This is a genomic window from Xanthomonas albilineans, assembly GCF_009931595.1.
Classification (GTDB): Bacteria; Pseudomonadota; Gammaproteobacteria; order Xanthomonadales; family Xanthomonadaceae; genus Xanthomonas_A; species Xanthomonas_A albilineans.
On sequence record NZ_CP046570.1, the window covers coordinates 958,438 to 979,403 of the forward strand.

At 64.5% G+C, this 20,966-nt stretch carries 23 protein-coding genes; 8 read left to right on the top strand and 15 right to left on the bottom strand.

The window, feature by feature from the left end; all coding sequences use genetic code 11:
• Window positions 1-242 precede the first annotated feature (242 nt).
• The gene (locus XaFJ1_RS04185) at window positions 243-944 is read left to right on the top strand and encodes a response regulator transcription factor (protein WP_012915418.1); all 702 of its coding nucleotides are present in this window, start codon (window positions 243-245) and stop codon (window positions 942-944) included.
• Window positions 934-2,223: a sensor histidine kinase gene (locus XaFJ1_RS04190; protein ID WP_045756751.1), complete on the top strand. Its 1,290-nt coding sequence runs from the start codon at window positions 934-936 to the stop codon at window positions 2,221-2,223. Before XaFJ1_RS04185 ends, XaFJ1_RS04190 begins: the two co-directional genes overlap by 11 nt.
• Before the next feature lie 14 nt (window positions 2,224-2,237).
• On the opposite strand, the gene XaFJ1_RS04195 is transcribed toward XaFJ1_RS04190, so the two are convergent.
• From XaFJ1_RS04195 to XaFJ1_RS04215, 5 genes are all read right to left on the bottom strand, one after another.
• Window positions 2,238-2,735 (bottom strand): hypothetical protein, encoded by a 498-nt coding sequence (locus XaFJ1_RS04195; RefSeq protein ID WP_012915420.1) that lies wholly within the window; start codon window positions 2,733-2,735, stop codon window positions 2,238-2,240.
• Window positions 2,736-2,868: 133 nt separating this feature from the next.
• Complete coding sequence (gene minE, locus XaFJ1_RS04200) at window positions 2,869-3,126, bottom strand: cell division topological specificity factor MinE (RefSeq protein WP_012915421.1); 258 nt, start codon at window positions 3,124-3,126, stop codon at window positions 2,869-2,871.
• A 2-nt stretch (window positions 3,127-3,128) separates the two neighbouring features.
• On the bottom strand, window positions 3,129-3,938 hold the full coding sequence (minD, locus tag XaFJ1_RS04205) for a septum site-determining protein MinD (RefSeq protein WP_012915422.1): 810 nt from the start codon (window positions 3,936-3,938) through the stop codon (window positions 3,129-3,131).
• Between the two features lie 36 nt (window positions 3,939-3,974).
• A complete protein-coding gene (gene minC, locus XaFJ1_RS04210; protein ID WP_012915423.1) occupies window positions 3,975-4,727 on the bottom strand; it encodes a septum site-determining protein MinC in 753 nt (250 codons plus the stop codon).
• Window positions 4,728-4,729: 2 nt separating this feature from the next.
• Complete coding sequence (locus tag XaFJ1_RS04215) at window positions 4,730-5,323, bottom strand: GNAT family N-acetyltransferase (RefSeq protein ID WP_012915424.1); 594 nt, start codon at window positions 5,321-5,323, stop codon at window positions 4,730-4,732.
• 141 nt (window positions 5,324-5,464) lie between these two features.
• Between XaFJ1_RS04215 and XaFJ1_RS04220 the strand changes: the two genes are divergently transcribed.
• The 4 genes from XaFJ1_RS04220 to XaFJ1_RS04235 all read left to right on the top strand — a co-directional run bounded on the left by XaFJ1_RS04220 (window position 5,465) and on the right by XaFJ1_RS04235 (window position 9,359).
• The gene (locus XaFJ1_RS04220; RefSeq protein ID WP_012915425.1) at window positions 5,465-6,664 is read left to right on the top strand and encodes a sensor histidine kinase; all 1,200 of its coding nucleotides are present in this window, start codon (window positions 5,465-5,467) and stop codon (window positions 6,662-6,664) included.
• The gene (locus XaFJ1_RS04225) at window positions 6,664-7,305 is read left to right on the top strand and encodes a response regulator (protein WP_012915426.1); all 642 of its coding nucleotides are present in this window, start codon (window positions 6,664-6,666) and stop codon (window positions 7,303-7,305) included. The genes XaFJ1_RS04220 and XaFJ1_RS04225 overlap by 1 nt, the downstream gene beginning before the upstream one ends.
• Before the next feature lie 392 nt (window positions 7,306-7,697).
• A complete protein-coding gene (locus tag XaFJ1_RS04230) occupies window positions 7,698-8,882 on the top strand; it encodes a polyketide cyclase (protein WP_012915427.1) in 1,185 nt (394 codons plus the stop codon).
• Between the two features lie 105 nt (window positions 8,883-8,987).
• Window positions 8,988-9,359, top strand: a complete 372-nt coding sequence (locus XaFJ1_RS04235) for a DUF423 domain-containing protein (protein ID WP_012915428.1) — start codon at window positions 8,988-8,990, stop codon at window positions 9,357-9,359.
• Window positions 9,360-9,766: 407 nt separating this feature from the next.
• Here XaFJ1_RS04235 and XaFJ1_RS04240 read toward each other — a convergent pair whose 3' ends face one another.
• The 5 genes from XaFJ1_RS04240 to XaFJ1_RS04260 all read right to left on the bottom strand — a co-directional run bounded on the left by XaFJ1_RS04240 (window position 9,767) and on the right by XaFJ1_RS04260 (window position 14,231).
• Entirely contained in the window at window positions 9,767-10,579 is an 813-nt protein-coding gene (locus XaFJ1_RS04240; RefSeq protein WP_045756752.1) for a M15 family metallopeptidase, read from the bottom strand.
• A 101-nt stretch (window positions 10,580-10,680) separates the two neighbouring features.
• A complete protein-coding gene (locus XaFJ1_RS04245) occupies window positions 10,681-11,268 on the bottom strand; it encodes a hypothetical protein (protein WP_012915430.1) in 588 nt (195 codons plus the stop codon).
• A gap of 135 nt (window positions 11,269-11,403) precedes the next feature.
• Complete coding sequence (locus XaFJ1_RS04250; protein WP_012915431.1) at window positions 11,404-12,276, bottom strand: SPFH domain-containing protein; 873 nt, start codon at window positions 12,274-12,276, stop codon at window positions 11,404-11,406.
• A gap of 187 nt (window positions 12,277-12,463) precedes the next feature.
• Window positions 12,464-13,090 (bottom strand): DapH/DapD/GlmU-related protein, encoded by a 627-nt coding sequence (locus tag XaFJ1_RS04255; protein WP_012915432.1) that lies wholly within the window; start codon window positions 13,088-13,090, stop codon window positions 12,464-12,466.
• Window positions 13,080-14,231, bottom strand: coding sequence for an aromatic ring-hydroxylating oxygenase subunit alpha (locus XaFJ1_RS04260; RefSeq protein ID WP_012915433.1), 1,152 nt, complete (start codon window positions 14,229-14,231; stop codon window positions 13,080-13,082). The genes XaFJ1_RS04255 and XaFJ1_RS04260 overlap by 11 nt, the downstream gene beginning before the upstream one ends.
• Window positions 14,232-14,470: 239 nt before the next feature.
• On the opposite strand from XaFJ1_RS04260, the gene purT reads away from it, so the two are divergent.
• Complete coding sequence (gene purT / locus XaFJ1_RS04265; protein WP_012915434.1) at window positions 14,471-15,658, top strand: formate-dependent phosphoribosylglycinamide formyltransferase; 1,188 nt, start codon at window positions 14,471-14,473, stop codon at window positions 15,656-15,658.
• A 108-nt stretch (window positions 15,659-15,766) separates the two neighbouring features.
• Here the strand turns inward: purT and XaFJ1_RS04270 are convergent, their stop codons facing one another.
• Window positions 15,767-16,993: an endonuclease/exonuclease/phosphatase family protein gene (locus XaFJ1_RS04270; protein WP_080931550.1), complete on the bottom strand. Its 1,227-nt coding sequence runs from the start codon at window positions 16,991-16,993 to the stop codon at window positions 15,767-15,769.
• Window positions 16,994-17,038: 45 nt separating this feature from the next.
• The gene (locus XaFJ1_RS04275; RefSeq protein ID WP_012915436.1) at window positions 17,039-17,800 is read right to left on the bottom strand and encodes an arginyltransferase; all 762 of its coding nucleotides are present in this window, start codon (window positions 17,798-17,800) and stop codon (window positions 17,039-17,041) included.
• Window positions 17,801-17,987: 187 nt separating this feature from the next.
• Between XaFJ1_RS04275 and XaFJ1_RS04280 the strand changes: the two genes are divergently transcribed.
• Window positions 17,988-18,530 carry an EF-hand domain-containing protein gene (locus XaFJ1_RS04280; protein ID WP_012915437.1) on the top strand — a complete coding sequence of 181 codons (543 nt, stop codon included), beginning with the start codon at window positions 17,988-17,990 and terminating at the stop codon, window positions 18,528-18,530.
• 168 nt (window positions 18,531-18,698) lie between these two features.
• Here XaFJ1_RS04280 and XaFJ1_RS04285 read toward each other — a convergent pair whose 3' ends face one another.
• Genes XaFJ1_RS04285 through XaFJ1_RS04295 form a run of 3 tightly spaced genes read right to left on the bottom strand, consistent with a single transcriptional unit; the run spans window position 18,699 to window position 20,961 of the window.
• Window positions 18,699-19,190 carry a putative signal transducing protein gene (locus XaFJ1_RS04285; protein ID WP_012915438.1) on the bottom strand — a complete coding sequence of 164 codons (492 nt, stop codon included), beginning with the start codon at window positions 19,188-19,190 and terminating at the stop codon, window positions 18,699-18,701.
• Window positions 19,191-19,200: 10 nt separating this feature from the next.
• Window positions 19,201-20,163 carry an acyl-CoA thioesterase II gene (gene tesB / locus XaFJ1_RS04290; protein ID WP_425476753.1) on the bottom strand — a complete coding sequence of 321 codons (963 nt, stop codon included), beginning with the start codon at window positions 20,161-20,163 and terminating at the stop codon, window positions 19,201-19,203.
• Window positions 20,164-20,181: 18 nt separating this feature from the next.
• A complete protein-coding gene (locus XaFJ1_RS04295) occupies window positions 20,182-20,961 on the bottom strand; it encodes an enoyl-CoA hydratase/isomerase family protein (RefSeq protein WP_012915440.1) in 780 nt (259 codons plus the stop codon).
• Window positions 20,962-20,966 lie beyond the last annotated feature (5 nt).

Here is a 20,966-nt window from a genome sequence, read left to right on the forward strand (position 1 = left end):
AGTGTCGGACAGGTCCTGTTTCAGTTTCGGTTGCGCCACCGGGCGTTGGAGCGTCGGGCCGAATCCTTCAGGCGCGTCGGGTCGATGGTGGACTGGTGCGGCGCAGTCCGGATATCGAAATGGAGCCGGAGAGGTCTGTCACGTGGTTAAGGGTTTTCGATCGACAACCGCCCTTTCTGACGGTGTTCCGACACGGATCCGCTAGCATTGAGCACTCTGTACTCCAGAATGCGAGCACCCCAATGCGGCTGTTGGTGATAGAAGACAACCGAAATCTGGTTGCGAACTTATTCGACTACTTCGAAGCGCGTGGACATACCTTGGATGCAGCACCGGACGGCGTCACCGGGCTGCATCTGGCGACGACGCAACAGTATGACGCGCTGATTCTGGACTGGATGCTGCCGCGCCTGGACGGACAGCAAGTGCTGCGCGCGCTGCGCGAGGAGCACCAGGCCAACTTGCCGGTGATTATGCTGACCGCACGCGACGAATTGCCGGACAAGATCGCTGGGTTCCGCGCTGGCGCCGACGATTACCTGACCAAGCCGTTCGCGTTGCCGGAACTGGAGGTGCGGCTGGAGGCGCTGCTGGTACGAGCCAACGGCCGCGGTCGCAGCAAGGTGTTGCGGGTGGGCGATCTGCAACTGGATCTGGCGACGCTGGAAGTGACGCGCGGCGGGCGCATCCTGCATCTGTATCCGGCCTGCCGCAAGCTGCTGGAAGTGCTGATGCAGGCCAGTCCGGCGGCGGTCACCCGCGATCGCCTGGAGCATGCACTGTGGGGCGATGAGCCGCCGGACGGCGACATGCTGCGCTCGCATATCTACGATCTGCGCCGCAGTGTCGATGGCCCGTTTGCGGCCAAGCTGATCCATACCCTGCCGCGTATCGGCTACCGCCTGGCCGTGGTGGAATCCAACGAAGATGAGCATGCCGCTTAGGGCGGGATTACGACATCGTCTGACTCTGTGGTTGATCGGGTATGCGGCGCTGCTCTCGTTGGCGGTGTTCGTGCATGGCTACATCGTCAACGCGCAGGCAGAGCAACTGACCTGGCGCTCGCTGCTGACGTTGGAGCTGGAGTATTTCCTGGAGCGCAGCGCAGTCGATCCGCATTACCGCTGGATCGACACCCGTACTGTGAGCCTGTACGGGAATGCCGGCGGCGCGCCATTGCCGCCGGCGGTGGCTGCGCTAGGACCGGGTCTGCACGACGAGGTGCAACTTGCTGGTGGCGAAAAGGTGGTGTTGGTGCGGGACGTACGTGGCCGTCGTTTGGCGCTGGTGCTGGATATCACCGAATTGCACGACCACGAGAACGATCTGGCACTGTGGATGCTGGTGTCCAATGCGTTGGCCATCCTGCTGCTTGGCGGACTGGTGATCTGGGGTATAGGCCGTGTGGTGCAGCCGCTGACCGACATGGCGCAGCACATCGCTCGTCTGCGTCCGGATCACCCCGGTCAGCGCATCGCCGTGCATCCGCGCGCCAGCGCCGAGCAGGTGGTGATTGCCGATGCGTTGAACGACTATCTCGCGCGCAACGACCTGTTCGTCGAGCGCGAGCGTGCTTTTATCGACAGCACCAGTCACGAGTTACGCACGCCGATAGCGGTGATCGGTGGTGCCGCCGAGCTGGCGCTGGAACAGCAAGACGTCCCTCCGGGCGTGCGCAACCAGTTGCTACGCATTCGCCGGACCGCCAGCGGCGTTGGTCAGTTGATCTCGCTGCTGCTGATGCTGGCCAAGGATCCGGCGCGGCTGGCGCGCGGCAACGATTTGGTGCGCCTGGATCAGTTGTTGCCGGACATTGTCGACGACCACCGTCACCTCTGCGCCGATAAGCGCCTGGAACTGTTGCTGGCGCCATTGCCGCCGTGCGAGGTGCTGATTCCGCTGGCAATCGTGCAGGTGGCGATCGGCAACTTGCTGCGCAATGCGATCGAGAATAGCGACCAAGGCCAGATCCAGATTGCGATGCTGGCGCCTGGTGTGGTCTGCATCGACGACCCCGGCCATGGTATGACCCCGGAAGAGATCAGCAAGATCTACATGCGCATGGCTCGTGGCGGTAGCCGTGAAGGCAGCGGTATCGGCCTGGATCTGATCGCGCGCCTGTGCGAACACCTGGGCTGGGCGTTGCACCTGGATTCGCTGGCCGGCACCGGCACGCGCGCGACCCTGGATCTCAGCAGCGCCTTGAAGTCCCGTACGTCGTAACCGGAGCGGCGCGCTCAGGCTTGTGGGGGCAGCAGTCCGCGCTGCGTTAGCCAGATGCGTGCTTCCTCGGCATCCTGTTCGAACCAGGCTTGTGTGGAGCCGAGCCGGTAGTTGTAGCCCCAGGCATCCATGTCCGCCATCAGCCGCGCGCGGCCGACACCGGGCAGTGCGTCGGCCAGCATGATCTGCAGATAGCAGGCGGCGTCCTCTTCTTCCACCGAGTCGGTGGCGTCGGTATGCACTTGTGCGCGGCGTTGCGGCGATAGCACGATCAAATGGCAGGCCTCGTGCAGCAACGAATGCACCGGTGTGTCGTCGCGTACGTACACGTTGCTGGCGATCACGCCGGCTTCCGGTTCGCCCCAATAACTGCCGGGAATGGCGGCGCCGTCGGGGACATGTTGCAGTGCCAGTGCGTAGCGGGCCAGCAGTGCGCGCGGGGCTTCCAAACCGATTGCGCCGACGGTCAGGACTTCGGTGCTGGAGATGGCCATGGCGGTATCGGTCTGCATTGGCGGTGGACGTGCAGAAAAGGACGGATGAAAGCCAAGCGTGGAGCGCGGATGCAGAGGGAGCATCTCTCGCGGCAGACGCAGGCTGCGCGCGGTGCCGCGACTGTGTACATGGCCGCGGCCGCAGTGCCGATCAGGGCGTCGGCCCTTCCGGCAAGGCCACGGAAATGTCGAGGACATCGTGTTCGCCGTCTTTGACCAGATCCACTTTGACCGCGTCGGCGTCGATGTTCACGTATTTCTTGATCACTTCCAGCAACTCGCGTTGCAACAGCGGCAGATAGTCCGGGCCGCCGCGCTGATTGCGTTCCTGGGCGATGATGATCTGTAGGCGGTTCTTCGCGGTCTCGGCGGTGTTCTTTTTGGCCTTGAGGAAATCGAGTAGTCCCATGCTCACCCTCCGAACAGCTTGTTGAAGAAGCCCTTCTTCTCCACAGAGATGAAACGCATCGGACGTTCTTCGCCGAGAATCCGCGCGACCGCATCGTCGTAGGCCTGTCCAGCCGGGGACTCGCCATCCAGGATCACGGGCTCGCCCTTGTTGGAGGCGTTGAGCACGTCGCCGGATTCGGGGATCACGCCGATCGCCTTCAATCCGAGGACTTCCTGCACATCGGTGATGCTGAGCATTTCCCCGCCTTCCACCCGTGCCGGGCTGTAGCGGGTCAACAGCAGGAACGCAGGCAGGCTCTTGCCGTTCTCGGCCTTGTGGGTCTTGGAGTCGAGCAGGCCGAGGATGCGGTCGGAGTCGCGCACCGACGACACTTCCGGATTGACCACCACCACCGCGCGGTCGGCGAAATACATCGCCAAGAACGCGCCTTTCTCGATGCCGGCGGGCGAGTCGCAGACGATGTAGTCGAAGCCGTCGGCAGCCAGGTCCTTGAGCACCTTCTCCACGCCATCCTGGGTCAGCGCATCCTTGTCGCGGGTCTGCGAAGCCGCCAGCACGAACAAGTTGTCGAAGCGCTTGTCCTTGATCAGCGCCTGCTTCAACGTGGCCTCGTTGTGTACCACGTTGACGAAGTCGTACACCACGCGACGCTCGCAGCCCATGATCAGGTCGAGGTTGCGCAAGCCCACGTCGAAGTCGATCACGGCGACTTTCTTGCCGCGCCGCGCCAAGCCGCACGCCAGGCTTGCGCTGGTGGTGGTCTTGCCGACGCCGCCCTTGCCGGAAGTGACTACGATAATTTCAGCCAAAGGAATGTCTCCTGATATGTTCGTTGTAGGGCCGCGTCAATCTTGCGCGGCAATTTTGATTTCGTCCTGCTCCAGCCAGATCTGCACGGCTTTGCCGCGCAGTTCCTTTGGAACATCGTCCAGTACCTTGTAATTGCCCGCAATGGCAACTAGTTCGGCGCGGAAATCGCGGCAGAAGATCCGCGCCTCGGTGTTGCCCTGTGCGCCCGCCAGCGCGCGGCCGCGCAGGCTGCCATAGATGTGGATGCTGCCGTCGGAGATCACCTCTGCGCCCGCGCCGACCGTCGCCATCACGGTCAGGTCGCAATGCTCCGCATAGAGTTGCTGGCCTGAACGCACGGCGGTCTTCTGCATGCGTCCCGGTTGTGGTCGCGGCACCGGTGCGGGCGGCGGCGGTGGCGGCGAGACCGGCGCCGCTGCTGCGGCCGGCGGACCGCCATCGATGCGCTCGTATTGCGCACGAAACTTGGCCAGCAGCGGCAGGCTCAGCGCCTCCGATAGCGCTTCGATCTCGCGGGTGCCGTAGGCCAGCGCCACCGGCAACACGCCGGCCTCGCGCAGCCCGTCCAGCAGGGCCTGCGCGGTGGCGACGTCCGGCGGCTGCGCCAGCCCGCCGAAATCGATGATGACGGCGGCGCGGCCAAAGAGTTTGGGCGCGCGCTGCACGCGTTCGCGCATTTCCTGGCTTAGCCGTGCCACGTCCAACGTGCGCACGCGCAGGTTGGCAATGCCAACCTGGCCGATCTTGAGTTCGCCGGCCTGCTCGAAATCCGGATTTAACGACGACACGCTCAGCTTCCTGTCGGGCGTTGTGCCCGCTGCAGGCGATGAGCGTGGCCGGCCCAGGGCAGTTCGGGCAGCGTTTCGCCGTAGGTCTCGCGGACCCAGGTGTAGCTGCACAGCTCCTTCAACAGCATGCTTGTACGCACCTCCACTTCGTTCATGGTGTTTTGGCCGACTTCGCGGAAACCGAAGCTGCCATGGAATAGCAGCGCCGCATCGGCGCCGTGGTCGAGGAAAACCTCGCACGCTAATTGTGGGTAGCGCAATTCGGCGTAGCTCTGTACGTCGGCATAGAACGCACGGCCGACGCCGCCACCGCGGCGGCGACTGGCCACCACGATGCGGTCGATATAGAAAAATTGTGGATAGCGTTCGCGGAACCAAGCGAAATTGCTGCTGTCGTGGTCGCTATCGCTGCCGAAACCGACCAGAAAACCGGCTAGATTGCCGTCGCGCTCGGCGATGCGGAAGTATTCGGCAGTGTCGTAGAAGTGACGCAGTTTGGTCGAATCCAACGGCAGAATCGCCAGTCCGGCGTTGTTGTTCAGGGCCAGGACGGAATCGAGCTCGTGCTCGCGCACGTCGCGGATGACGATCGACATTGGGACTCCGTTGCGGATACGCGGGCGGCCAGTGCAGGTTGCCGGCGCGTGAGTATCGCACGCGCGAACCGATGCGGCGAGCCGCGAGGGCATGACTTCCGTGGGAGTGCAATGTGCCCCGTTCATTCCTAAGATGCGGAAATGTTGGGAAACCTCAGTCATACCCGCGTCCTGCGCTATGCCGGCCTGTTCACTTGGGCCATCATCGCCATGCCGCTGGTCTACAGTTATCTGGTGCCGATCGAAGACGGGGTCCAGCCGGCCGGTCACGAGGTCCGCTGGGTGTTCGCAGCTTACCTCGGGTTTGGGATCAGCTATTTCTGGCTCACCCGTGGGCTGAGCAGCGGCGGGTACAGCCGCTGGTACGACCGGTTGATCCTGCTGCTGCTGACCGGCTTCGCGCTCGCCGTGAGCTATTTCAATGGCTCCGGCCTGGGCAGCATCATGATGATGGTCACCGCCGGGGTGATCCCGTGGATGCTGCCGACGCGGATCGGCGTGGTCTGGCTGTTGCTGAGTCAGTTGGCGGTGTTGCCGGTGTACCACTTGATCATGCAGTTCCCGCTGTTCGACTCGCTGATGCAGTCGCTGTTGTACGGCGGTTTTTGTGTGTTCATTTTTGTCACTGGCCTGGTCGCGCGGCAGCAGACCGAGGCGCGTGAGCAGCAGCGTCAGCTCAACGCCGAACTGCGCGCGACCCGCGCGCTGCTGGCCGAAAGCGCCCGGGTCAACGAGCGCACCCGCATCTCCCGCGAACTACACGACCTGCTCGGGCACCACCTGACCGCGCTGAGCCTGAACCTGGAGGTGGCCGGCCATATCACCGAGGGGCGTGCCCAGGAGCATGTGCAGCAGGCGCACACCCTGGCCAAGCTGTTGCTGACCGACGTGCGCGAGGCGGTCAGTCAACTGCGCGACAGCGGTGCGATCGACCTGGCCGCAGCCTTGCGGCCGCTGGCTGAACGGGTGCCGGACCTACAGATTCACCTGCACGTGGAAGAGCCGCTGACGGTGGAGGATCCCGAGCGCGCACACGTTTTGTTGCGTTGTACCCAGGAGGTCATCACCAATGCGGTACGTCACGCGTGGGCCAAGAACCTGTGGATCCGTGTGAGTCGCGATGGTCCGCAGGTGGTGATCCAGGCCTACGACGACGGACGTGGTTGCCAGACTTTGCTGCCCGGCAACGGCTTGCGCGGCATGCGCGAGCGCTTGAGCCAGTGCGGCGGTGACCTGGAGATCGAGGCGTCGTCGGGCGCGGGTTTCCGCTTGCGTGCCGTGGTTCCTGTGGGTGTCACGCTCGCGCTGCTGTTGCCCGTCGTTCTCCCTGGAGTGCTGTGATGATTCGTGTGTGTCTGGTTGATGACCAAACTCTTGTACGGCAGGGCATTCGCTCGCTGCTAGCCCTCGATGGCGGCATTGAGGTTGTGGCCGAGGCTTGCGACGGTCGCCAGGCGGTGGATCTGATTCCGCAGGTCAGTCCCGATGTGGTGCTGATGGATATGCGGATGCCGGCGATGTCCGGGCTGGAGGCGTTGCAGTTGCTGTCGCGCGCCGCGGCGCTGCCGCCGACCATCATTTTGACCACCTTTGACGACGATCAGTTGGTGCTGGCTGGGCTGAAGGCCGGTGCCAAGGGCTACCTGCTCAAGGATGTATCTCTGGAGCAGCTGGTCGGCGCGATCCGCACCGTGGCCGCGGGCGGATCGTTGGTGCAGCCGGTGGTGACCCAGCGCCTGCTGTCTGGCTTGGAGCAAATGCGCAACGATTTCGTCAGCCTGGATCGTCCGGATCCACTGACCGACCGTGAGACCGAGATCCTGCGGTTGATGGCCAGCGGATTTTCCAACAAGGAGATCGCCAACTCGTTGGGCGTGGCCGAGGGAACGATCAAAAACCATGTCTCCAACATTCTCTCCAAGCTCGGCGTGCGCGATCGCACTCGGGCTGTGCTGAAAGCGTTCGAGTTGCAGTTGGTCTGAGCAGATCCTGCGGCGCGATCGCTCCGTCCGGTGCCGATATGCGGGGTTCAGGTGGGGCGGCAGGGTGTGTTCACGCTGCCGCCTTCAGTCCTTGCTCAGTGGATTGGTCTGTCGCGGGAGCGGTGGTCTTGTTGGTACTGCGTCATGCGGCCACGTTGTCAGACGTTGGCTTACGTGCCGTTGCGCGTCACTGTCCGGCGCTGTGTCGGTTGCAATGGTCTGGTCGTGCGTGCCAGTGCCATGCGTGCCGCTGCGTGCGAGCGCCGGGGCGGCAGTGGCAGTGGATGGCGTGTCATTCCGTGATGGGCTGACCACGGGGGGAGCGAAGCCTGCTAGGATAAGGGCTTCGCTTCATCAACCCGGCCGTGGGATCGGCCCCGGAGACCTGCTGAATGACCCGTATTATCGAATTCCTGATCGCCCTGGGGATCGTGGCTGGCCTGTTTGTTATCCTTGGCTTGGTGTTGCCTTCGGAGCGTCACATGTCCGAAAGCGTCGAGACCAATCGGCGCATGACCATTGTCTATGACACCTTGAACAGTCTGCGGCGGTTCAAGGACTGGAATCCTCTGGTGCTGCGTGACCCCCACGTCGATCTGAAGCTTTCCGGCCCGGAAGCGGGCGTCGGTGCGCGTCTGGATTACACCTCCAAGGAGGGGTACATCGGCAAGGGAAGCTGGGTCATCACCTCGACCGAGAAGGATAAGGACGTCGTCATCGCCATCGAAGACGAGACCAAGGGCAAGGACAAGACCACGACCTTCAAGCTGGAATCGACCGGCAAGAACGGCCGTAACGTGAAGATTACCCAGGACTACTCGGTGCGTTACGGCTGGGACCTGCTGGGCCGTTACGCCGGTCTGTACGTGAGTCGTCACGTCGGTGACGATATCAAGCTGGGTCTGTCGCGTCTGACCAACGTCCTGGCCAGCGTGCCGAACGTGGACTACCGGTCCGAAGATACTCCTCTGACGGATCTTAAGGTCGTCGACGTTCCCGCCGAGGATCTGCTGGTGGTCAACGCGGGCAACATCGACCGCGATAACGACTCCATCAAGAAGTCGATCAAGGACAACCAGGAGTGGATCAAGCGCGTGATGGAGGCCAATGGCCTGGAAGCGGCGGGTCCGTTGCGCATCGTCACCACCGATTTCGGTTCCGACAAGTACGCCTTTGACGTTGCCCAACCGGTGCGCAAGCGTGCTGGCGGCGCGGCCAAGTCCGACAAGTCCGAAGACAAGAAGTCTGGAGATAAAAAGAAAGACGACGCGAAGAAAGACGACGCGCCGGCTGCGCCGGTCGATGCGACCCCGGTCGCCGCGGTAGGCGAGCCGCTGAAGGTGACCATCCCGCAGGGGGCTCCGGTGACCTATACGCGCACCGAAGCGCACCGCTCGGCGTTCGCCAGCTATGTCGGCCACATGGCCGGTCTGGATACGGCGCGTAATGCGGTCCGTGCCTGGGCCGCGACCAGCGGTTACGAGGTGACCGACCGTCCATACGAAGCCTGGAAGGGTGGCGTTGATAAGGCGTTTACGCCGGATGGCAGTTACGACATCTATTGGGCGATCAAGTAAGTCCTGAACGGATGCAATGAGTGAACCCGGAACGCGCCGCATCTTGCGGCGCGTTCTGTTTATGGGGTGTTGCAAATGGTTGCTCTACCCCGGAGGAGAATGTAAATGCTGACTTTCGATCGCCGCTCGCGTGGGCCATCCTGGCTATCCAGCATCGGCGCGCTGTTGGCAGCCGTTGCCATCGGCCTGTCCGCTTACGCCGCACATGCGGCCCTTGTGCCGCTGGCGCAATCGCATCTGCAGACGGCGGCGTTGTATGCCTTCGGTCATGGGCTGGCGTTGGCGGCGCTTGGCCGCCGCAACGAACGGATGCTTGCGCATGTCGTGTTATGCCTGTTGCTGCTGGGAACCTTGCTGTTCTCGGGTAGTCTGGCCGGCAATGCACTGGCGCAATGGCCGACGCGGCTGGCACCAATCGGTGGCGTCACCCTGATGTTGGGCTGGCTGCTGTGGGCGATGGATGCATTGCGGCGCTGAGGTGTCCCGGACCGTGGCATGGCGTCGGTGCTTGCCTGAGGAACGTGGTGCGATCACTGCTGTGGCGGAGCGCCTGCGAGCAGCAGCTCGTGGTTCAACCGTGACCGTTGCGAGAATGTGAAGTGCCGCGCTTGCTGCAAGTCACGGTGGTGCTGGAAGCTGTCGCGCACTGCGCTGAGAGTGCCGCAGTGGTGTTGTGGTCATTCCTCGGCGAGGTGCGCCAGCCGGGTCGGTGTCGTCGGCGATTTGGAGGGGCGGCGCAACGTGTTGAGTGTCCGCGCTTGCCGTTGTCTGGCAACGTGCGGAATTAGCGGTCGTGCCATTGGCGCGGCGGTATGGCGGGCCAGCCATGGTGCGGTGCGACTGCCGTCAGTGTCCGTTGCGTCGCGCACGTGCCGTGCGGTCGCTCAGGCTGATGAGGTGTCCTGCCAGCACCAATGCCAGGGTTCGTAGACGATGCCATGCGGATTATCGCGCGGATAACTCATTCGGTAGCCGAAGCTGCTGGCGTGCGTGCGCAGCCAGGCGAAGGCGTGGGTGCGTTCGAAGCTTTCCTCTGCCGGCGGTTCGCCCGGTGTGCCGATGTCCAGCGCATGGCCGCTGTGGTGTTCGCTGAAACCGGGAGCGGCGTTGACCGCGAGGATCTGCGCCAGACTCAGTCCACGTGCGGCCTTGCGCGCGAAGATGCCGAGTTGGTAGTCGTGACTGCGGTAGCCGGAAATCGCCTCCAGCACGACGCCATCGCGTGTGGCGGCGTGGCGCAGCGCCCGCCACGCGCGTGCGGCACCCGCGCTCAGCCAGAGTGGTCGCGCATAGCGGTCGCGGCCAGCGGCGTGCAGGCTGCTCGGTTCCGGTTGCAGTGTCAGCCCGGTGCGCTGGGCATAGTCCTCGGCCTTCAGGCCAAGTCCGGCCAGACGCTGTTGCAGCGCGGTCAGCGGCAGCCATGCGGTATCGGTTGGTATCCGCTTGTAGTGTGCGGGCAGCGCATCGAGACGGTCCAGTGCCGCTTCGATGCCTGGCTCGTGCATCAATCGTGGCACCAGCGCCCGTAGCCCATGTGCGGTTGCCGTCGCCAGATAGCGACCGTCGCGCTTGCGTCGCAGCAGCCAGATCGCCTGTGCGAGCTGGCGCGCATCGGCGTTGCCGCGCGCGCGCAGCAGCGCGGCCGGCAGCAGTTCGATGGCGTCGGTGTTGAGCAATAGGGGAGGCATGGCGCGCATCGGCACAGAGTAGAGCCAAGTCGTGCGCAGGGCCAGTTGGCGCGCGGGGATGGGGTGCCGATGGTTCGGTGTTGTCGGTCGTCGCGGTTGCCGTGGCGCACTCAGCGGCACACGTGGCGACTGTTGCTTGCCCCATTGACGCTGGCTTGCGCTGTCGCAGCGGCTTGTAGATCCTGCAGCAGTTGCCGTGGTTGTTCGACGCTGAGTAGCAGCCAGCGTCCGTCTTGCAGTGGGATGGCCAGTATACGGTCGGCGGTGATCAGGCAGAACGCTTTATGGCTGTCGCGAGTCCGGTAGTAGCCGGCGTGGAAACCGGGATAGCCGAAGCCCAGTGTCTTGAAGGTGGGTTTGAATCCGTTGTGTTCGGATAGCGCGATGATGCGTGCATCGTTCGGACGCATGGACGCGACCGGGACGCGTCGGCTGAGGAAGGTCGCGCGCACCTGCAGCACGTTGCCGCGTAGATGCACGCGTCGTTGGGTGAAGGCGATGCTGGCGCCGACCCCGATCAGCGCCACCAGGCCGATGCAAGGCAGGATGGTGGCGGGATGCTGTTCATGCAGTGCGGCCACGCTGGTGATTGCGGTTACGGCGAACAGCGGCAGCCACAGCCACACCACCAGACCGAGCGGGTGCGGTGGGATGACGGGATAGTATCGTTCCTGCACGGGAGACAGATGCTGGTTCATCGTGATGCTCCTGATACGGTGGATAAGGCGTGGTCCCATGCGGTGCCACCGACCCAGGCGGCAAGGACCAGGGCAGGCACGCCGGAGAGTGCCAATGCCAATGGTGCGAACGCAGCATGCATCGCCATCGGTGCGTCAGTACAGCGAACCGGTGTTGACGATCGGCTGGGTACCGCGATCCGAACACAGCACAGTCAGCAGGTTACTGACCATGTGCGCTTTGCGTTCGGTGTCCAGTTCCACCACGCCGTTTTTATGCAATTCGGCCAGCGCCATCTCGACCATGCCCACCGCCCCGGCGACGATGCGGGTGCGTGCGGCGATCACCGCGTTGGCCTGCTGTCGTTGCAGCATCGCATGGGCGATTTCCGGTGCGTAGGCAAGGTGGCTGATGCGCGCTTCGATCACGTCCACCCCAGCCTGGGTCAGGCGCTCGTCGAGGTGACGCTTGAGCTGCTCGCTGATTTCGTTGGGATGGCTGCGCAGCGAGATCTGCCCGTCTTCGTGCTGATCGTAGGGATAGCTGGTGGCCATCGCACGCAGCGCCGCCTCGGATTGGATGTGTACGAAACGCTCGTAGTCGTCGACGTTGTAGACCGCTTCGGCGGCGTCCATCACCTGCCACACGATCACCGCACCGATTTCGATCGGGCTGCCGTCCAGTTCGTTGACCTTGAGCCGGCCGCTTTCGAAATTGCGCGCGCGTTGGCTGATCTTGCGTTTGTTGTAGAAGGGCGTGTTCCAGCGCAGACCGGCGTCTTTGACGGTGCCGATGTACTTGCCGAACAGGCTCAGCACGGCGGCCTGATTTGGTTCCATGGTGTACAGGCCGGCCAACAGGAACGCGCCGATGCTTAGGATCGGCAGGATGCACAGCAAGGTGAGCGGCATGGCGGATGGCCGCAGTGCGGCTGTCGCGACGAGCGTGCCGGCGCTCATCAGGAACACCGCGACGATGCCTGCGATCATCGGGATGCCGGGTAGGGAGGAACGGGGCTGCTCTTTCATGATTGGCGTCCTTGTGGGTGAGCTTGGCGCGCGTTGCGACTTCTGGAAAGATTATTGTTTTGATATCAGTATATGGCGATGTTGTTTGCTGGGTGAGCGTGCCGATGGAAGCGTCGGCGCCATGGGCCTCTGGTGATTGCACACGGCGCACACTTGCTGCGACAGCGTGCCGCCTGACGTGGACGCACTAGCCGTTGAAGATCTGCACCGGCGTGGCGAAGCTGGCCAGATAATGGGTGCCGGTGGCGATATCGCCGCGGTAGGTGCCGGGCGTCTGGACAATGCAACGCTTGCCCACGCGCACGCCTGCGGCGATGGCGACCTGCCGTCCCAGGGTCGCGTGGCTGCCGATGTTGGCGTCGGCGCCGACGAATGCGCCCGCATCGATCCATGCGCCGTTACCGACTTTGACGCCGTGTTCCAGCACCGCCGCCGTGCCGATCCAACTATTGAAGCCGATGTCGCAGTGTGGACCGACGATCGCGCCGGCGCCGATCATGCCGTTTTCGCCGACCCTGGCGCTGGCAGCCAGTCGTGCGCCACGGCAAATTAGCGCTGGCATCTTGAAGCCGCGTGCCTTGAGTTCGCCCATCAGTTCCTGACGGCGGAGATTGAGGAACTGCGCGTCCCAGGCGACGAAAGCGGTGGCACCGCTGCTATGTAGGGTGTACAGGGCGTCCAGGTCGAAGCGGTAGTCCTTGCCTTGCGCGATGTCCACCGGGTGCAGCACGGTGTCCGGGGCCGCCTCGGCCCATGCCGCGAGCGCCCAGCGCAGCAACCCACCGCTGCCGATCACGTACTTTTCACAGGACATGCCGTCCCTCCATGACATCCATGTACCAACGTTCGACCTGCATGTTGATGTGATCGTAGTCGCCCAGCACGGGGCGTGGCGTGTCCGCGCGTAGTCCCGATTGCACCTGCTCCATTACGTCGATGTCCTCGCGCAATACTTTTTCGGCGCCCTGCAGATGTCCCAGCAGCACCGCGTCGGAACCAGGGTAGCGGCATTTCTTGCGTGCTGTAACGTAGTAAACGATCAGGTCGGTGCGTTGTGCGGACACCGGCTGGTGGTGCTCGATGATGAAGGAGTAACCACCGGATCCCGATGCGATATGCAGGTTCGGATACAACAGCCAGTTCAGATACCAGTCGTCGCTGCCGAAGCGTTCGACGTTGTCGTGCCAGGCATAGTGCGGCAGCGCCAGCAGCGGTTCGTTGAGGCCACCGCCGCTGAACCCGCGCAAGCGCGCCATGTGCTGCTCCGGCGAGGCGCTGCCTTCAGCATGATAGCGACGCGCCTCGGCGATGCCGGTCGCGTCCATGTGCACCTGAAACTTCACTTGTTGCGCCAGTGTGCGTGGGTGTACGAAGCGCGGATGCAGCGCATCGCGCAGGTTCTCGTAAGCGAGTTTCCAGTTGCAATGTGTTTGGAATGTCGCGACCAGCACTTCCTCGTCGAACTGTTCCGATGCCGCCCGCAGCATGTCCAGTGCCGACAGCGAGAACTGCGCTTCCAGCGGCATCGGCGTAGCGGATATGTTCACGAACACCAGGTTGCCGATGCAGGCCAGGGCGAAGCGACGCAGCCGCAGGCAGGCGCGCGCATCGGGTGGCAATCGGTAGGCTTCGTCGTGGAAGGGGATGTGCTCCACGCCGCCATCGGCACCGTAGCGCCAGCCGTGATAGCCGCAGACCAGCGGCCGTACGCCCTGTGCTTGTTCCTGCAAGGGTTTTTGCCGATGCAGGCACACGTTGTCGAACGCCCGCAGTTCGCCATCGATGTTCTGCACGACGACATCCACCCCGCACACCGTGCGTCGGACGAAGGCGTTGGGCTTGTTCAGCAGCATGCGTGGGGCCACGAACTGCCACAGCGGGGTCATCAGGCGTTCGCGCTCGCGTGCGAACCAGGTTTCGTCGATGTAGGCCGTAGCCGGCATCAGCGAGTACATGCATGGCTCCGGCGCGGCGGCGCGATCGCTGGCCCGGGTAAGCCGGGCGCGTGCCGGGACGAGCGGATGGCGCGCGCTTGGCGGTGCCAGGCAGTACGGTGTGTCATGGCGGCGTCCCTAAGGTCGGTACAGAAGATAGCATTCCGTTGGTGTGCATCGGCTGCCGCGAACCGCCTTCGGCAGGGCCGCCGCGCCGGGACGTAGAATGACGCCCCCCTCTTCGTGCAGGTACCTTTTCTATGGTCACTCTGGGAACCCCGTTGTCCGCTTCCGCGACCCGCGTGTTGCTGCTTGGTTCGGGCGAACTGGGCAAGGAAGTGGCGATCGAACTGCAACGCTTCGGGGTGGAGGTGATTGCGGTGGACCGCTACGCCGATGCACCGGCGATGCAGGTCGCGCACCGCAGCCATGTGATCGACATGCTTGATCCGATGGCGTTGCAAGATTTGATTGCGCGCGAGTGTCCGCACCTGATCGTGCCGGAGATTGAGGCGATCCACACCGAGACGCTGGTGGCGCTGGAGCGCGACCACGGCCAGCGGGTGATCCCCACCGCGCGCGCGGCGCGATTGACCATGGACCGCGAAGGCATCCGTCGCCTGGCCGCCGAAACGCTGCACTTGCCGACCTCCCCGTACCGCTTCGTCGATACGCCCGAACAGTACCGCGCGGCGATCGCCGCGGTGGGCCTGCCATGCGTGGTCAAGCCGGTGATGTCGTCCTCGGGCAAGGGCCAGAGCACACTGCGCAGCGAGGCCGACATCGAGGCGGCGTGGGAGTACGCGCAGACCGGCGGCCGTGCCGGCGCCGGTCGCTGCATCGTGGAGGGTTTCATCGATTTCGACTATGAAATCACCCTGTTGACCGTGCGTCACGCTGGCGGCACGGCGTTCTGCGATCCAATCGGGCATTGGCAGCAGGATGGCGATTACCGCGAGAGTTGGCAACCGCAACCGATGTCGGCGCTGGCCCTGCAGCGCGCGCAGGAGATCGCGCACGCGGTCACCGACGCACTTGGCGGCTGGGGTCTGTTTGGCGTGGAATTGTTCGTCAAGGGCGACCATGTCTGGTTCAGCGAGGTGTCGCCGCGCCCGCACGATACCGGCCTGGTCACGCTGATATCGCAGGAGCTGAGCGAATTCGCGCTGCATGCGCGTGCGATTCTCGGCCTGCCGATTCCGACGATCCGCCAGCACGGGCCGTCGGCTTCCTGCGCGCTGCTGGCGCACGGCGAGGGCGTTCCCGTGTTCGGCAATGTCGAGGCGGCACTGCAGGCTGCGGACACCGCGTTGCGCCTGTTCGGCAAGCCGAGCGTGCACGGTCACCGCCGCGTGGGCGTGACTCTGGCGCGTGGTGCCGACATCGCGCAGGCGCGGCAGATCGCACGGGATGCGGCGGCGGCGCTGCACATCCAATTGCGCGCTTGAGCCGCGCTTGCGCGGGGCGTGTGCGCGACGTGGCCTTGGCGCTTGGATCAGGGCCGGGGCGAGGGGCGAGCTGGCTGCCGTGGTTGCAGGATCGCGTCGGGTGCTCGTTTACGGGGCCGCAGCGACATCGACCCAGACCAGATGGTGGTCGCTGCCGCCGGCGATTGCTGCGCTCGGCTGATCGGATGTCGGCCAGAACACGCCGCTGTCCAGATAGCGAAAATTCCGCGATGGCAGCACGTAGTCCAGGTGCAAGGTGCCGGCCTTCGGCCCGAAATCCCCGGTGACCTGTTGCGGCGGGCCGCGATGCGCGATGCCTTTGGCGGCGTAGGTACGCGTGGTCTCCTCGCCGCCGGCACTGTGCGGGGGCGGGTATTGCAGCACGCGCGGATGCGCGATCAGGGCGACGATGGCATCGTGGCGACCGTCGCCGTCGATCGGATCGTTGTTGAGGTCGCCAAGGATCACGAAATCTGCATCGGTGGCCAGGCCGCCGCAGCGGCCGGCGTCGTCGCATAGCCAGTTCGCCTTGCCGGTGCCGGCATCGTCGAGATATTCGCGCCACAGCCGCAGTTCGTCGTGGTTGCGTGCGGCATTGCGCTTCTCCGCGCCATCGAACACGGGTGGGGTGGGGTGCGCCACCAGCGCATGGATCACCCCCAGTGGCGTGCGGACCGGGACGTCCCAGTGCGATTTGGACGATAGCCGCAGTTGCGTCCAGACCGCGTCGCGATGGAAGAAGTGGCCGCTGGCCGGATCGACCGGGCGCAGTGCGCCGGGCATCGCGCTCCACTTCAATAATCGAAAGCTGCGTACTGCCGCGGTGTCGATCGGATACCTGGACAGCAGCAACATGCCGTATTGGCCGGGATGCAGGCCGTAGCCCCAGGCGTCGTTGCCGCGTGCGCGGCCTTCGCCGCCGACATGGCCGTCGTTATCCAGATCCAGGCCGCTGGGTACGCCGGTGTTCACCGGCGCGAGGTAGCGATAGGCGTAGTGCAAGGCGCTGCCGCCGTGGGGTTGGGGGGCGGCCAGATAGCGTTGCTCGAACAGGTCGGCGGCGCGGTGCGCGTCGTCGTAGTCGAATTCGTTGAGCAGCACCAGATCCGGGCGTACCTGTTGCAGCACCGCGGCGATCTTGCGCGCCTGCGCGCTGTCGCCTTGAAGTGAAGCGATCAGACCGCCGGAGACGTCGGAATTGAGCGAGGTGTTGTAGGTGGCCAGGCGCAGATGTGCCGAGGCGGACGCGGCGGGGTCGCTCATCGCAGTGGATGTGGTGTGCGTGCAGGCGCCACACAACAGGATCAGGGCAATCAGGAATAGGCGTGGCGTCATCCATGCAGTGTCGCATGCGTCGCATGTCCGCAGCATGGCGCGCGGCTAATCCCGCAGATGCTGCACGAACTCGTCGAAGGCGCGCCAATGGTGGCCGTCGTAGGCCTGTAGCGGGCGGAAGCAGCGTTTGTAGTCCATTTTCCGATGGCCGCGGATCCAGTAGCCCAGGTACAGATAGCGCAGCCCCGCGCGTTTGGCCCAGGCGATTTGTTGCAGGATCGCCAGCGTGCCCAGGCTGCGCTCGGGGGCGTCTGGCGCGTAGAAGGTGTACACCGCCGACAAGGCTTGCGTGGTGATGTCGGTGACCGCCACCGCCAGCAGCGGCCCGTGGCCCCCGTCCACCGGGCGTTGCCGCAGTTCCAGGAAGCGCCCATGCGACCAGCTGCCGATCAGGAATTGGTCGAACTCGTGTGCGCTGTGGTCGTCCATGCCGCCACCGGGATGGCGGGCGCGCAGGTAGTCCTGGTACAGCGCCAAGTGTTCTTCGGTGCGTTCGGCGGCAACCAGGCGCATGTCCAGGTCGGCGTTGCGTGCAAGGCAGCGGCGTTGGCTGCGATCGGGTACGAAGTCTTCGATGGGGACACGGACCGCCACGCAAGCGCGACAGTGTTGGCAATGCGGGCGGTAGACCAGATCGCCCGAGCGACGAAAGCCCCAGCTCAGCGCGAGCGGGTAAAGCGTATCCAGACGTCGGTCGTAAGGGTCCAGCACGAGGTCGCGTGCCTGCCGCTCGGGCCAGTAGCCGCATGCGTGCTGGCCGGTCTGGAACAGTTGCAGATCGCCGCTGGCGTCGGAGTGGATGGCCATGCGTCGAGCATAGCGCTTCGCCACGGCTGTCCATCGGATGAATGTGTACCGCTGCAGGTCAACCGTGATGGGAGCCGGGCGTTGTCTACGAGGACGGTGTCGTTGCGCCGGTTCGCATCGCGAGCCGACCACGCGCACCGACCACTGCCATCCCGGCAGATTCCTCATCATCCTCAGGGAGTGTCCCATGAATTACCGTAATCCGCTGCTTGCCCTGGCCGTGCTCGTCGCGCTGTCCGGTGCCGCGTATGCCGCCACCCCCCCGTCGGTCGAGGCTGGCGGTTTCGCCGGGCTCGATACGAACGGCGACGGCGTCATCGACCGCAACGAGGCCGCCGCCAATCCGCGCCTGGCCGCGCATTTCGACACGCTGGACAAGAACCACGATGGCAGGCTCAGCCCCGACGAGTTGCCACGGCACGGCCACCACGACCGTCTGCGGGCGCTGCTGACCAAGCTGGATACCAATCAGGATGGACGGATCAGTCGTGCCGAGGCGCAGGCCGATCCGGTATTCGCCGCGCGTTTCGACAAGATGGACGTCAACAAGGATGGCTTCGTCGACCGTGCCGATTTCCAACTGCGCGCCGAGCAACATCGCGATGCCTGGTTCACCGCCGCCGATACCAACAGGGACGGCATGCTCAGCCGCGCCGAATTCGATGCGGCGCACGCCAGACATGGGGCGCAACGCGCGGATGTGTCGATGCCGGCGACTGTCACGCGCTGACGTCTATTCGGCGTGGTTTGTGTTTCATCGCGACAAGGCGATGATCGATAACGCCCCCGTGCCTTACGGCGCGGGGGCGCTTGTATTGGAACATGCGCGGCGCAGACGCAGACCATGCGTCGCCGCAAAATTGCGCTGACGTCGCGTACGCCGAGCGGCGTTGGACGATTATTTGCCGCGTGGCGCTGGCTGTAGACGCACGCGAACGGTGTCGTTGTCGGGGGCGTGTTGCACTGGCGCGGCGTTGGAGGTTGGCGACGGGGGATTGCGGTGATGCAGGGCGGTCACCAGCGCCACAGCACCGATCGCCGCCAGCAGCGCCAGACGGATGCGCCAGGCCCAGCGCTTGCGGTTGTCCGGAGCGGCCTGCGACTGAAACTCGCTCAGATAAGGACGGTTCTGCTCGGTGTCGCGGCGGGTGCTGTCGAGTAAGCCCGCCGCGCGTAGCAGTTCGCGTGCGTGTGGTTGGTCGTTGGCATGCACCACCCATACGGTGGGTTGCGCCTGCGTGGCGACTGGGTCGAGGTAGCTGAACTGGCCACTGTGGCGGCTGCGGTAGGAACGGCCGTTGCTCAGCCGGACCTCGATGCCCGCTTCGCGTAGCAGCGTGGCCACGCCTTCGGCGGTTTCCACGCGTTGGCTGCTGAAGATCTGTCGCATCGTCGTTGTCTCAGCGCTTGGTCGTCGGCACCTGCGCCGCAGCGTCGGTGTCCGATACCACGCGAATCAGGCCCTCTTGCGCGGTGCTGGCGACCAGGGTGCCGTCGCGAGTGAAAAATTGCCCGCGTGCCAGACCCCGCGCGGACTGCGCGCTGGGGCTGTCCAATGCATACAGCAGCCAGTCGTCGGCCCGAAACGGTCGGTGGAACCACAACGCGTGATCCAGCGAGGCCATTTGTACGTTCGGCGTGTAGTAGCTGATGCCGTGCGGGAAGGTGGCGGTGCCGAGCAGGTGGAAATCGGAGGCGTAGGCGAGCAGCGCCTGATGCAGTTCCGGTGCGTCGCCGACCGGTTCGCTCAGGCGCAGCCACATCTGCTGAAACGGCGGGCGCTTGGGCGGATTCAGTTCGTCGCGCGGGTACACATGGCGGAATTCGAACGGGCCACCGCGCGCGAGCCAGCGCTGCACCTTGATCGGAAGCGTCGCCAGCACTTCTGGCTGTGCGGCCGGAGTTGGCTCGATGTCCTCCGGCTGTGGCACTTCGGGCATTTTCAACTGGTGGGTAGCGCTGTCTTCGTGTTCCTGGAACGAGGCGGCGCAGAAGAAGATGACCTTGCCGTACTGGATCGCGCTGACCCGGCGCACCGAGAAGCTGCCGCCGTCGCGGGTGCGGTCCACGTCGTAGACGATTGGGTGTTCGATATCCCCGGCGCGCAGAAAATAGGCATGCAGCGAATGCGCGTGGCGGCCGTTCTCCACCGTGGCCTGCGCCGCCGTGAGTGCCTGGCCGAGGACCTGGCCGCCGAACACATATTTGGTGCCGATGTCGCGGCTCTGGCCGCGGAACAGGTTGTCCTCCAGCCGCTCCAGCGACAACAGGTCGATCAGTTCGGAGACGACAGGGGTGGGCTTGCTGTACAAGAAACCGGGCCTGGGCAAGGAATGGTGGCCATTATACCGGGTGGTCCGCATCGGCCCGCCTGGCCGGGCTCAGCGCTTGCTCAGCCGCTTCACCAACGCGTGCAGTGCGGTCTGGGTATCGGGCGTATGCCAGTTGTCGAGTAGGCGTTCCAGTGCGAGGTGTTCCTCGCTCAGCGCTGCGCGCAGGTCGGCGCGGGCGATTGCACGGGTCTGCAGCATCGGTTGGCGTGGTCGCTGCAATAATTCCTGAAGCCATGCCACCGCGCGTGCGACGACGCGTTGGGCATCGGCCAGCTCGTCGATCAGGCCGATCTCCAGTGCGCGTTCGGCGCTGACCAGTTCGCCGGCGACCAGCAGGCGTTCGGCGCGATGTGCGCCGATCACGCGCCGCAGCAGACGTTGGATGCCTTCCGGCGCGACCAGGCCGACCTCGGTCTCGTTGAGGCCGATGCTGACCGGATGCGCCGGATCCGGGCTGCGCGCCATCACCCGGTAGTCGCAACACAGCGCCAGCACGCAGCCGCCGGCTGGCGCATGGCCGGTCAGTGCGGCCACCACCGGGATGGTGCTGTCGGCCAGCGCGCGCGCAGCGGCGAAGAAGTGCTGCCAACTGTCGCGTAGCTTTGCGCGGTCGTCGCCGTGGCCGAGCAGATGTGGCACGTCCATGCCGGCTGAAAAAATTCGTTCGCTGCCGGAGAGCACCAGCGCCTGCATCGCATCGGCCTGGGCTTGCGCGATCGCTGCGACCAGTTCGGTGCACAGCGCGGTGTCGAGTGCGTTGACCGGCGCGCGGGCCAGGCGCAATTCGCGGATGGGGCCGTGGTCGAGCATCTGGATCGGGGCGTTCATGCGGG

Bases quoted from the DNA above. Each gene is read 5' to 3' on its own strand.
- XaFJ1_RS04240 (WP_045756752.1), bottom strand. From the start codon at position 10,579: ATGCGCGCCATGCCTCCCCTATTGCTCAACACCGACGCCATCGAACTG.
- XaFJ1_RS04185 (WP_012915418.1), top strand. From the start codon at position 243: ATGCGGCTGTTGGTGATAGAAGACAACCGAAATCTGGTTGCGAACTTA.
- XaFJ1_RS04250 (WP_012915431.1), bottom strand. From the start codon at position 12,276: ATGAAAGAGCAGCCCCGTTCCTCCCTACCCGGCATCCCGATGATCGCA.
- XaFJ1_RS04260 (WP_012915433.1), bottom strand. From the start codon at position 14,231: ATGTACTCGCTGATGCCGGCTACGGCCTACATCGACGAAACCTGGTTC.
- XaFJ1_RS04225 (WP_012915426.1), top strand. From the start codon at position 6,664: ATGATTCGTGTGTGTCTGGTTGATGACCAAACTCTTGTACGGCAGGGC.
- XaFJ1_RS04270 (WP_080931550.1), bottom strand. From the start codon at position 16,993: ATGACGCCACGCCTATTCCTGATTGCCCTGATCCTGTTGTGTGGCGCC.
- purT (WP_012915434.1), top strand. From the start codon at position 14,471: ATGGTCACTCTGGGAACCCCGTTGTCCGCTTCCGCGACCCGCGTGTTG.
- XaFJ1_RS04190 (WP_045756751.1), top strand. From the start codon at position 934: ATGCCGCTTAGGGCGGGATTACGACATCGTCTGACTCTGTGGTTGATC.
- XaFJ1_RS04195 (WP_012915420.1), bottom strand. From the start codon at position 2,735: ATGCAGACCGATACCGCCATGGCCATCTCCAGCACCGAAGTCCTGACC.
- minE (WP_012915421.1), bottom strand. From the start codon at position 3,126: ATGGGACTACTCGATTTCCTCAAGGCCAAAAAGAACACCGCCGAGACC.
- XaFJ1_RS04215 (WP_012915424.1), bottom strand. From the start codon at position 5,323: ATGTCGATCGTCATCCGCGACGTGCGCGAGCACGAGCTCGATTCCGTC.
- XaFJ1_RS04295 (WP_012915440.1), bottom strand. From the start codon at position 20,961: ATGAACGCCCCGATCCAGATGCTCGACCACGGCCCCATCCGCGAATTG.
- XaFJ1_RS04230 (WP_012915427.1), top strand. From the start codon at position 7,698: ATGACCCGTATTATCGAATTCCTGATCGCCCTGGGGATCGTGGCTGGC.
- XaFJ1_RS04255 (WP_012915432.1), bottom strand. From the start codon at position 13,090: ATGTCCTGTGAAAAGTACGTGATCGGCAGCGGTGGGTTGCTGCGCTGG.
- XaFJ1_RS04245 (WP_012915430.1), bottom strand. From the start codon at position 11,268: ATGAACCAGCATCTGTCTCCCGTGCAGGAACGATACTATCCCGTCATC.
- XaFJ1_RS04280 (WP_012915437.1), top strand. From the start codon at position 17,988: ATGAATTACCGTAATCCGCTGCTTGCCCTGGCCGTGCTCGTCGCGCTG.
- XaFJ1_RS04285 (WP_012915438.1), bottom strand. From the start codon at position 19,190: ATGCGACAGATCTTCAGCAGCCAACGCGTGGAAACCGCCGAAGGCGTG.
- XaFJ1_RS04235 (WP_012915428.1), top strand. From the start codon at position 8,988: ATGCTGACTTTCGATCGCCGCTCGCGTGGGCCATCCTGGCTATCCAGC.
- tesB (WP_425476753.1), bottom strand. From the start codon at position 20,163: ATGCGGACCACCCGGTATAATGGCCACCATTCCTTGCCCAGGCCCGGT.
- XaFJ1_RS04220 (WP_012915425.1), top strand. From the start codon at position 5,465: ATGTTGGGAAACCTCAGTCATACCCGCGTCCTGCGCTATGCCGGCCTG.
- XaFJ1_RS04275 (WP_012915436.1), bottom strand. From the start codon at position 17,800: ATGGCCATCCACTCCGACGCCAGCGGCGATCTGCAACTGTTCCAGACC.